An 11,779-nucleotide genomic window follows, 5' to 3' on the forward strand; every position below is an offset into this window, starting at 1 on the left:
GGCGTTTTGAAAATGAAGGCGGAAGGGCTGTCCGTCTCTGCTAAGGGAGGCAAGCGTAAGTCTAGTGTAAGGCTAGCGGCTGCCTGAGAACTTGGAAGCCCCTACATTTATGTAGGGGAGCAGTCACTCAGTCTTGATAAATAACGGTTAATCTCAAAAAGTTTCCTCGCTTATGGCGGCATTCATTGTCTGTTCAGAGGATCTGACTTCGAATTGGCGTTATAACGTTGTAGCGCTATAATGTGGTTAACCAAAAAGGGAGTATATTTATGAGTCATTTATCGAAGCGTTCAACGGTGTATTTTGAGCCGCAAATTCATCAAGCATTAAAAATGCGTGCAGCTTCTACGAATGTATCTTTATCAGAACTCATTGATGAAGCCGTTCGCCTTTTAATGCAGGAAGATCAAGAGGATTTAAACGCTGTTTCAAGTCGTGTGGCAGAAGAAGAAATTAGCTACGAAGTGTTGCTTAACGATCTAAAGAAACATGGCAAAATATAAAATAACGTTCAAAAAATCCGTTACGAAAGATTTTAGAAGTATTCCGAAGAAAGACGTAACTAAAATACTCCAGTGTATCGAATTGTTAGCCGAAGACCCACGAGCGGAAGGCTGTATAAAACTATCTGGACAAGAAGTTTACAGAGTACGACAAGGCCTTTACCGCATAGTTTATGAAATTAGAGATGAGGTTTTGGTTGTCAATGTCGTGAAAGTGGCTCATCGTTCAAGCGTTTACAACCACACCTAACAAGCCAACCCACTGAACATTACCGCAAGAAATAATATTGTATTTAGCAAAGACAGTGCATGCGATTGTTTTTGATGAGCGGCACCCAATCTAGTGATCCATACCTAAAACAAGGTCAAAACAATTACTGGAGCAATGTATGTCAAATGCAGAAACAACCCTTTTTAGTCCTGTTACCCTAGGCGATGTTGAACTAGCGAACCGCTTTGTGATGGCGCCGCTTACCCGCACCCGCGCACCGGGTCATTTACCCAATGCTTTAATGGCCGAATACTACGGTCAACGCGCCAGTACAGGATTAATTATTACCGAATGCACCATGGTGAGTGAAGGCACATCGGCCTTTGGCGATGATCCGGGCATTTATTCGCAAGAACAAATCGATGGTTGGAAGTTGACCACAGACGCCGTACATCAAGCTGACGGCCGCGTCTTTATGCAAATTTGGCACGCTGGAAGAGCCGCTCATCCTTTATTGAATAATGGTAAAGAAGCGGTAGGCCCAAGCGCCATCGCGATTGACGGCGACACTCACACCCCAGAGGGCAAAAAGCCTTATACAGTGCCTCGTGAATTAACCGTCGCCGAGATCAAAACCATCGTGAACGATTTCCGCCAAGGCGCGATCAACGCCAAAGCGGCCGGTTTTGACGGCGTTGAAATTCATGGTGCCAACGGCTATTTGCTTGATCAATTTTTGCGTGACAGCGCCAACCAACGTACTGACGAATACGGCGGCTCGATGGAAAATCGCGCGCGTTTTCTATTCGAAGTGATCGAAGCAGTGACAGAAGTCATGGGCAGCGGCCGAGTCGGCGTACGTTTGTCGCCATTGAATAGCTTCCAAAGCATGAAAGACAGTGACCCATTGGCATGGACGCGCTTTTTAGCCGAGCAACTAAATCGTTACAACTTGGCTTATGTACACCTGATGCGCGCGGATTTCTTTGGCATTCAGCAGGCTGATGTGGTGAGCGTGGCGCGTGAAACTTACCAAGGTCATTTGATGGTCAACATGGGCTACAGCCCAGAAGAGGCGCAACAAGTGCTTAAATCGGGTCAAGCCGACAGCGTCGCGTTTGGTACGAGCATTCTGGCGAACCCCGACTTTGTTGAGCGTGTCAAACAAGGTGCCGAGTTGAACCAACCGAATCCAGACACCTTCTACACTTCTGGTACGGAAGGTTACACCGATTACCCCTTTATGAATGCCTAGTAATCTATTAGCGCTTAGCAATTTATGAGCGCTTAACGACTGTGGTATAAACACCTTATCAAAACGCCAAGGCTGCGGCTTTGGCGTTTCTTTTGTCAGTCAGTAAAAAAATAAGGCGTTATTGTTAATGTGTCAGATTACCTGTAAATTTTAGTTCGCAGTATAAAGAACGGAATTTTTATGACACAGCTGACCTCAAACTTCTCTTTCTTAAAAGAACATGACCCGCTTTTCGTTGAGTTGGCTTCCTCAGCAGAGCGCGCTTTCGTTGGCGATCCAAACACCACTTTGCTTAAGTTACGTCAATTGGGTGAGGCCTTAGCCCAGCACATTGCGGTATTGGCAGGCATTCCCTTCGATGATCAAACCTCACAAGCGGATCTACTTTACAAAATACACCGTGAATTGAAGTTAGAACCGGTAGTACGAGAGCTGTTCCACACCTTGCGCATTGAAGGCAATAAAGCCAACCACCAATTCAAAACAAAGCACAAAGAAGCCATTAACGGCTTGGTTGTTGCGCGTAAATTAACCATCTGGTTCCACCAATCTTTTGGCGAAGCAGGGGTCAACTTTAAGCCTGGCCCTTTCGTTGCCCCGACAGACCCCAGTGAGCAGTTGCGAAAATTGCAAGGTGACATTGCCCAGCTAAGAAATGATCTGCAACAAGCCAATCTTGATTTGGATTCCAGCCAGCAACTCAATGAGCTTGTGGCCAAAGAAAAAGACGAATACGAAGCACTGGCCCATGCGATGGATGAAGAATCCCGCGCACTGGCTGAGCAAGCAGTGGCACATGAACAGGCACTTACTCAACAGCAACGAGATTACGAAGCCAAAATTCAGGCACTTCAAGCTCAGCTGGCCAGCCAAGATGACACAACACAAGCGACGCAACGTCAGCAATTAAACACCAATACGCAGGCCGCCACGCAACACATAGTGTTAGACGAAGCGTTAACGCGCATCTTAATTGACCAGCAACTCACCGAAGCGGGTTGGATAGCAGACAGCGAAGCCTTCACCTTCAGAAATGGCACCAGACCAGAAAAAGGCAAAAATATCGCCATTGCTGAGTGGCCCACAGAATCTAATGGCGCTGCTTTAAAAAAACAAAAGGGGCGAGCAGATTATGTATTGTTTGCCGGTTTAACGCCCATCGCTGTGGTTGAGGCGAAAAAAGAAAACACCAATGTCGCGGGTAAGATTGCCCAGGCAGAACGTTACAGCAAGGGTCTAGCAGTCCTACCGCCCATGCAAGGCGCCTGGGAGTTGGCCGGCATGACGGTCGCGTGGCCAGATGAAAACGAAGGTCATTACAAGGTGCCCTTTGTGTATTCGTGTAATGGTCGTCCTTATGTGCCCCAGTTAGCAGAACAATCCGGCACTTGGTTTCGTGATGTGCGTGACTTTGCCAATATTAAGCGCGCCCTGCCGAGCTTTCATACGCCGGTCGGCTTGCTCGATCTACTTAAGCGCAGTAAAGAAGCAGCCGAGCAAAAACTCAAAGCGGAGCCATTTGGTTATTTAAAAGTGCGTGACTACCAGCAAAAAGCCATCATGGCCGTTGAAAACGCACTGTCCCGTGAAGTGCGCAGTGCCTTGCTGGCGATGGCAACAGGAACCGGTAAAACACGTACTATTATCGGCTTAATGTATCGCTTTTTAAAAGCTGAACGCTTTAAGCGCATCTTGTTTTTGGTGGATCGTACCGCATTAGGACAACAAGCCATCGATGCCTTTAATGAAGCGCCTCTTGAGCAAAATCACACCTTATCTAAAATCTACAATGTAGCAGAGCTTGGCGACATGGCGGCTGAAGCGGAAACTCGTGTTCAGGTAGCGACGGTTCAAGCCATGGTAAAGCGCATTTTTATGAGCGACACCCCGCCGCCCGTTGATCAATTTGACTGCATTATTATCGACGAAGCGCACCGCGGCTACACGCTCGACCAAGACATGACAGAAGGGGAAATAGCCACGCGCGATGCCAGCCAATACCTGTCCAGCTACCGTCGTGTATTGGAATACTTTGATGCGGTCAAAGTGGCATTAACCGCAACCCCGGCCAAACACACCAGCGAAATTTTTGGCAAACCTGTTTACACCTACTCTTATCGCGAAGCCGTGGCAGACGACTGGCTGATCGACCATGAGCCGCCTATTCGTTACGAAACCCTACTGACCCAACAGGGCATTACCTTTGCCAAAGGCGATCAAGTCAGTGCGATCAACACGCAAACCGGCGAAGTGCAAAGTGCCGAATTAGACGATGAGCTAAGCTTTGAGGTCGATGCGTTTAACCGACGAGTCATCAACGAAAATTTCAACCGCGTTATCTGTGAGCAGTTAGTGCAGGAGCTTGACCCATTTGGCGACGAAAAAACACTCATCTTTTGTGCCACTGACTTACACGCTGACATGGTCAAACGCTTGTTAGACGAAGCGTTTAAAGACCTTTATAACGGCGAGTATAACCAAGCCGCGGTTGTCAAGATCACTGGCCAAAGTGATAAAGTTGATCAACTGATCCGCCAATATAAAAACGAACGCTATCCAAACATTGCCATCACGGTGGACTTGCTGACCACTGGCATTGATGTGCCTACTATTTGTAATCTGGTCTTTATGCGTCGTGTAAAATCACGGATTTTATACGAGCAAATGATCGGCCGTGCGACTCGTCGCTGCGATGAAATTGGTAAAACCGTCTTCCGTATTTACGACCCTGTGGATATTTACGCCGCCCTTGCCGACGTGAATACCATGAAGCCTTTGGTAAGAGATCCGAGCATTACATTGGAGCAATTGGTCGATGAAATCACGAATCCAGAGCAGTTGGAGCGGTCGCTAAACGCCCCTGGCGATACGCCTGATCAAAACCACGCTGATGTGGTGCTGAGTCAACTCAGCCAGAAGGTGATGCGAGTACTGCGTAAAGCCGAGAAAAAAGCGGAAAACAAACCGGCACTTAAGCAAAAACTTGGTGAGCTGCAAGAATTATGGGGCATTGAACCCAAAAGCCTACACAAGCACCTCAATGAGCTAGGCCCTAAGTCAGCGGCACACTTTATGTCTCAGCACACGGGCTTATTGAACCAATTAGCCGAAGTGAACAGCCTGCTAGGCAGTGATCGTCAACCGGTGATTTCTGAACATCACGACGAGATCAAAGAACGCACCCAAAGTTACGGCGAACACCAAAAACCGCAAGACTACCTAGACAGTTTCAATCAGTTCATTAAAGAACAACTGAACCAAAGCGCGGCCTTGTCTGTGGTGGTGAATAAACCCCGTGACCTCACCCGTGAGCAGCTAAAAGAGATCAAGCTGTTGCTTGATGGGGCGGGTTACACAGAACCCAAACTGCAAAGCGCCGTGCGCAACCAAACCAACCAAGACATTGCCGCCAGCATCATCGGCCACATTCGTCGGGCTGCCTTCGGTGAGCCACTGGTCGCATTTGATACCCGAGTGGCGCAAGCCATGCAACGCATCTACCAAAGCCACAACTGGCTGCCAGCACAACGAAAATGGCTTGAGCGCCTAGCCAAACAACTGGTACACGAAGTGATTATTGACCGTAACTTCGTCAATGAACGTTTTGGTGAGCACGGCGGCGCAAAACAGTTTGATAAAATACTGGGCAATCAACTGGATAGCGTACTGGATGAACTAAGTGAGGCTATTTGGCCACAGAAAAGTGCTTAGAGTTGCCTCTATGAACAATTCAAAAACACATAGATGCTTCAATGAAAGTTTGAAAAATAGAAATCATTTCACCATTATTCGCCAAGGATCAGGCTTGATTAAGTTTACTTTACTACCTATAATTTTGCGCAATACACCCGCCAAGCCTATGGTTCTTGTAACTACGCTCAAATCGTGCGGGTTTTTTATGCCTGCAATTTGCCTGAACAAAATCGAGAGAAGGCAATGATAGCATTCAACAAACCTGCAATAACCCCTGAACAACAGCTTACTTTGTTAGAAAAACGCGGGCTGACTATTTTTAACCACTCTCGCGCGTTGGCATTTTTACGATCCGTGAGTTTCTTTCGTCTAACGCCCTATATGCGACCTTTTCAGGAGAATGCTCAGCATAATTTTATTGCCGGCACCTGCTTTCGTCAGTTGGTAGAAATATATGATTTTGATAGACGACTACGTTTATTAGTGATGGACGCCATTGAACGAGCGGAAGTCGCTATCCGTGGTCATATCAGCAATCATATGGGCACTGCCTATGGGAGTCATTGGTACCTTGAAGCAACCTATTTTAAAAACAGATCACAGCATGATCGTTTATTAAATGACATTCGCAGTAAGCAAGAAAATGAGCTTCGTGATTACCACAAAGAATGTGATCGAATAGATAAGCTCAAAACAGACGATGCCCGTAAAGCTAACTTGAAAAGCAAACGGCAACAAGAAAGCTACGCTAGGCATTATGCGTTAACCTACACAACTCCTGAACTCATGCCTAATTGGGCTATGGTAGAAGACATCACCTTGGGTACGCTGTCCTATTTATACAAAAACCTCAGTAAAGACAGCGATAAAAAGCATATTGCTAGGGGATTAGGGCTAGAAGCCCCGTTACTTGAGTCTTGGCTGCATACCTTAACCACGGTGAGGAACCTATGCGCTCATCATAGCCGCCTTTGGAATCGAGAACTGGGCATTAAGCCGGCCGTGCCGAAAAGTAACCGAATTGCATGGCCAAACTATTTGAGAGAAGGCAGTGCAAGTTTGCATACTCGTGCCGCGGTGATTCTGCCGATACTGCAACACTTTATGACCCATTGCGCCCCGCATGCCAGCTGGAAACAACGTTTAATTGAGCTCTTTAATGAGTTCCCTAATACACCTTTAGCTCCGATGGGGTTGCCAAATGGTTGGCAGCACGACCCATTTTGGCAGAACATCTAAGAGACTTTTTATGACCAACAATGACATCGTTCAAAAACTCTGGAACCTATGTGACGTATTACGCGATGACGGCATTAACTATAGCGATTACGTAACAGAACTCGTGCTACTGCTGTTTATAAAAATGGTGCATGAAAACACCGAAGCCGGCACGTTAAAAAAACACCCGCTGCCGGAAGGCTGCCGCTGGACCGACATCAGCGAGAAGTCAGGCATTAACTTATTAAACGATTACAAACGCATCCTGTTAAGCCTGTCTACGGGCAAAGACGCCGACGGCAACCTAGTGCATGAAGACCCATTGATCAGTGCGATTTACGCCGATGCGCAAACGCGTCTGCGTGAGCCGCGCCATTTAGAACAAATGATCAAAACCCTCGACCACATTGACTGGTTCAGCGCCGCCAAAGACGGGCTTGGTGATTTATACGAAGGGTTGTTAGAAAAGAACGCCAGCGAAACTAAATCTGGCGCAGGGCAATATTTCACGCCACGCGCCTTAATTAATAGCATGGTACGTTGCATGAAGCCGCAAGTTGGCGAAGTAACACAAGATCCTGCGGCGGGCACTGCAGGTTTTTTGGTCGCTGCCGACCAATACATGCGCGAGCAAACCGACGATTACATGGACTTGACGGCCAAAGAAGCGGGCTTCCAGAAAAACCAAGCCTTTGTTGGCGTAGAACTGGTGCCGAACACGCGACGCTTGGCCTTAATGAACTGCTTATTACATGGTATGGAAGGCGACGACGAAGGCGTTATTCATCTTGGTAATGCACTGGGCGATGCAGGTAAGGCATTGAAACCAGCGGACATCATTCTTGCCAATCCGCCTTTTGGCACCAGTAAAGGCGGCGAAGCCAGCAACACCCGAGACGATTTAACCTACAAAACCAGCAACAAACAGCTGGCGTTTTTGCAGCATATTTATCGCAACCTCAAACCCGGTGGCCGCGCCGCCGTGGTGTTGCCCGATAACGTGCTGTTTGAAGCGGGCGTGGGTACAGAGGTGCGCCGTGACCTAATGAACAAGTGCAACCTGCACACCCTCTTGCGCCTGCCCACGGGCATTTTTTACGCCCAAGGGGTAAAAACCAATGTGCTCTTTTTTACTAAGGGCAGCGCAACCGACAAACACCAGCAAGAAAACTGCACCGAAAATGTCTGGGTGTATGACCTGCGCACCAATATGCCCAGCTTTGGTAAACGCACCCCCTTTGGTGACAGCCACCTAGCGCCCTTTGAAACTGTTTATGGCGACAACGCCGATGGCATCAGCCCTCGTAATGAAGGGGAATACAGCTTTGGTGCTGAAGAGATTACCGTAGACAAACAAGCGGCGGTAGAAAACGAAAACGTCGACGACGACCTACTAAAAAGCCGCTGGCGTTGCTTTAGCCGCGATTGGATACGCGACACCAAAGGCGACTCACTGGACATTAGCTGGTTAAAAGACAAAGACAGCGTCGACGCCGCCGACTTACCCGAACCCAGCGTACTCGCCCGTGAAGCCAAAGACGAACTCGCAGCCGCCATGAGTGAGCTTGATGAATTGTTAGCGGCGTTGGAAGGGGTGAATTAATGAGTGACGTTAATTTGCCGGAAGGGTGGGGATATACAAATGTTGGTTCTTATCTATATCTAAAAAATGGCTTTGCGTTTAAAAGCGGTAATTATGTTAATCCATCAAAAGTGACATACCCTGTCATTCGTATATCTGATCTAAATGGATTCATTGCTACGGATAAAAATGCTGCACATGTAGAATACGGGGCAGAAGGCTTTGAAATAAGGCGTGGTGATTTATTAATTGCAATGTCTGGAGCAACAACTGGTAAAATAGGTATCTATGAGGGCAGTGAACCAGCATATCAAAATCAACGCGTTGGTAATTTGAAATTGCATTTTGAAGCTCTTGGCTGTGAACGTTATAAAAATCGGTTGATCTCAGCACTTAGCGATCAAATTCTAAAGATCGCATATGGAGGTGCACAACCTAATATTTCAGGGAAAGCGATTGAAGAAATTGAGATCTCTCTCCCGCCCCTAGCCGAGCAAAAAGTCATTGCCGATAAACTCGACACTCTACTGGCACAGGTCGAAACCACCAAAGCCCGTCTCGAACGTATCCCCAACATCCTAAAAACCTTCCGCCAATCCGTCCTCGCCGCCGCCGTGAGTGGGAAATTGACGGAAGAGTGGCGTGTAAAGAATAAGTTTAGCTTTACTAAGGACGAACGGATAGAAGAAATACGTAAGTATAAATATCAAACTTGGATAAATGCGCAAGAAGCAAAATATGAGGCTAAAGGGAAGCGGCCTAAAACAGATTCTTGGAAGAAAAAATATAAAGAGGCTGAAATTGATCCTGATTTTCTAGAAAGAGATTTGCCTGAAGGTTGGGTTTGTCAACCTTTAGAGGGGTTGGTCTATATTTCTGCACGAATTGGCTGGAAAGGTTTAAAGGCATCTGAATATACTGAAACAGGGCCTTTATTTCTTAGTGTCCATTCTTTAAATTATGGACGAGAAGTTAAACTATCAGAAGCATTTCATATATCTAAAGAACGATTCGATGAAAGCCCCGAGATTATTCTTAATAATGACGATATTCTTCTCTGCAAAGATGGCGCGGGTATTGGAAAAATAGGAATTGTTAAAAATTTAACAGAATCAGCTACTATTAATTCATCTCTCTTACTTATTCGATCTGGTAAGTTTTTTATTCCTGAGTTTCTTTACTTCTTTTTGGCTGGTCCAACTATTCAAAGGCTGGTGCAGGAGAGAATGACGGGATCAGCTGTACCTCACTTGTTTCAAAGAGATGTAAAGGAATTTGTGTTAGAGATTCCACCGCTCGAAGAGCAGGAAGAAATTGTTCGTCGAGTGGAAGAACTCTTCGCCTTTGCCGACGCCATCGAGCAAAAAGCCAATGCGGCCCTTGAGCGCGTCAACAATCTCACTCAATCCATCTTGGCCAAAGCCTTCCGCGGTGAACTAACGGCCGACTGGCGCGCAGCGAATCCAGAGTTAATCACCGGTGACAACTCCGCCGAAGCCTTACTGGCAAAAATCAAAGCCGAACGTGAGGCGATGAAAAAGCAGCCTAAGAAAAAAGCGACGACAAGAAAAATCTAGTAGGCATGGTCAGACTCCGCGTGGGAACAAAGAAACAACCGTGATATAAACACCTTATCAAAACGCCAAGGCTGCGGCTTTGGCGTTTCTTTTTTGACTTGTTAAGGCAACCACAGTGACCATGACACCCTCTTTTACCGCTCCTACTTTATTGTCCAAGCTACCCGCCACGGGCGTGACGATTTTCACCAAGATGTCGGCGTTAGCCAATGAAAAAGGCGCGATCAATTTATCCCAAGGTTTTCCAGATTTTCCACCCGATCCGCGCTTGTTAGAACGCGCTTCCCAGGCGCTATTAACGGGCAATAACCAATACTCCCCGATGACAGGTTTGCCATTATTGCGAGAAGCGATTGCCGACTTAATCGCGCGTCATTATGGCCGCAATGTTCATGTCGCCGATGAAATCACCGTGACCAGCGGCGCGTCGGAAGCGATTTTCGATGCTATTACCGCGTTGATCAAACTGGGCGACGAAGTCATCTTATTTGACCCCGCTTACGACTTGTATGAACCGACGGTCACCCTAGCGGGCGGGATTTGTAAGCGCGTTAGTTTGGAAGCGCCCACGTTTCGCCCAGATTGGCAGGCGTTTGAAGCCACACTAACGGCAAAAACGCGTTTGGTGTTGATCAACACGCCACACAACCCGACCGGCAGCTGTTGGCTGGCAGAGGATGTAGAGCGATTATGGCAAGCGGTTCAGCACCGTGATGTGTATGTGCTGTCTGACGAGGTGTATGAGTTCATCCAGTTTAACGAAAGCGTAGTGAGTGTTCACAAACATCAGCGCCTTGCCGAACGTAGCATTATCGTCTCGTCATTTGGCAAAAGTTTTCATCTTACCGGCTGGAAAGTGGGCTATGTGGTCGCGCCTGCCGACATCACCGCCGAATTGCGTAAAGTCCATCAATACGTCACCTTCTGCACAGCGACGCCCTTGCAGCAGGCGTTAGCCGAGCATTTGTTGGCATTACCGGAGGAAAGCGCGGGGCTAGCGGGGTTGTATCGACAAAAACGCGATGTGCTAAGAAACGCCTTAGCAAACAGTCGTTTTCACTTATTGCCCTGCGATGGCACCTATTTTCAGCTGTTGGATTACAGCGACATCAGCGACCTCGACGACGTGGCATTTTGCGAATGGCTCATCGATGAGGTGGGCGTGGCTGCGATTCCGATCAGTGTGTTTTATCAAACGCCCCCTAACGGCCAACGACTGATTCGTTTGTGTTTTGCCAAGGAAGACGACACCTTGGTAGAAGCGGCTCAGCGCTTGAGTGCTTTGTAATGAAGTACTGACTAACCGGATGTCGACACTTGGCCACGTATTTCTTTGTTTATCTTATCCAGTGCCGCGAAGACATCTAGGCTGTTTTCCTCGATCTGATGAAAGGCGTCGGTGAGTTTGACATAGTCAATGGGCACGTCTTTTATCAATTCGAAAACGGTTTTGGTGCCGTTATGAAGGTTAGCATGGGGTTTTTCGAGGGATTTATAAGAGGCGGCTGAGGAGAATAATTGCTTGCCGTCGCCTTGATCGTACCATTTACCAAGACGACAGTGGTGGTGATCAACGAACTCAAAAACCGGCGCTTTTTTGTTCATTGATAAATAGTCGTCCCTGAATAATGGCGTTTCAGACAAGAAACGCCATGGTATTTTTAGGCTTTTCCATTAAAAACGTTATTTTTAGCCATATGCGCTGTAAAAAAGACCCAAAATATTGGGCACAATAAAGCC

General features: G+C 47.3%; 9 protein-coding genes. 8 read left to right on the forward strand and 1 reads right to left on the reverse strand.

The window, feature by feature from the left end; translation table 11 throughout:
* Positions 1-269 precede the first annotated feature (269 nt).
* The 8 genes from LG368_RS14730 (at position 270) to LG368_RS14765 (ending at position 11,327) form a co-directional block, all read left to right on the forward strand.
* Positions 270-503 (forward strand): ribbon-helix-helix domain-containing protein, encoded by a 234-nt coding sequence (locus LG368_RS14730; protein WP_226755462.1) that lies wholly within the window; start codon positions 270-272, stop codon positions 501-503.
* Positions 490-753 (forward strand): type II toxin-antitoxin system RelE family toxin, encoded by a 264-nt coding sequence (locus LG368_RS15645; protein ID WP_226755463.1) that lies wholly within the window; start codon positions 490-492, stop codon positions 751-753. Before LG368_RS14730 ends, LG368_RS15645 begins: the two co-directional genes overlap by 14 nt.
* 139 nt (positions 754-892) lie before the next feature.
* Entirely contained in the window at positions 893-1,969 is a 1,077-nt protein-coding gene (locus LG368_RS14740; RefSeq protein ID WP_226755464.1) for an alkene reductase, read from the forward strand.
* Between the two features lie 180 nt (positions 1,970-2,149).
* Positions 2,150-5,680 (forward strand): type I restriction-modification system endonuclease, encoded by a 3,531-nt coding sequence (hsdR, locus tag LG368_RS14745; protein ID WP_226755465.1) that lies wholly within the window; start codon positions 2,150-2,152, stop codon positions 5,678-5,680.
* Positions 5,681-5,905: 225 nt separating this feature from the next.
* Positions 5,906-6,901: an Abi family protein gene (locus tag LG368_RS14750; RefSeq protein WP_226755466.1), complete on the forward strand. Its 996-nt coding sequence runs from the start codon at positions 5,906-5,908 to the stop codon at positions 6,899-6,901.
* A gap of 10 nt (positions 6,902-6,911) precedes the next feature.
* Entirely contained in the window at positions 6,912-8,483 is a 1,572-nt protein-coding gene (locus LG368_RS14755; RefSeq protein ID WP_226755467.1) for a class I SAM-dependent DNA methyltransferase, read from the forward strand.
* On the forward strand, positions 8,483-10,039 hold the full coding sequence (locus LG368_RS14760; protein WP_226755468.1) for a restriction endonuclease subunit S: 1,557 nt from the start codon (positions 8,483-8,485) through the stop codon (positions 10,037-10,039). The genes LG368_RS14755 and LG368_RS14760 overlap by 1 nt, the downstream gene beginning before the upstream one ends.
* Positions 10,040-10,160: 121 nt before the next feature.
* Positions 10,161-11,327, forward strand: coding sequence for a methionine aminotransferase (locus LG368_RS14765; protein ID WP_226755470.1), 1,167 nt, complete (start codon positions 10,161-10,163; stop codon positions 11,325-11,327).
* A gap of 11 nt (positions 11,328-11,338) precedes the next feature.
* Here the strand turns inward: LG368_RS14765 and LG368_RS14770 are convergent, their stop codons facing one another.
* The gene (locus LG368_RS14770) at positions 11,339-11,644 is read right to left on the reverse strand and encodes a CZB domain-containing protein (RefSeq protein ID WP_226755469.1); all 306 of its coding nucleotides are present in this window, start codon (positions 11,642-11,644) and stop codon (positions 11,339-11,341) included.
* Between the last annotated feature and the right edge of the window lie 135 nt (positions 11,645-11,779).

The organism is Marinomonas algarum, assembly GCF_020532605.1.
Lineage (GTDB): Bacteria > Pseudomonadota > Gammaproteobacteria > Pseudomonadales > Marinomonadaceae > Marinomonas > Marinomonas algarum.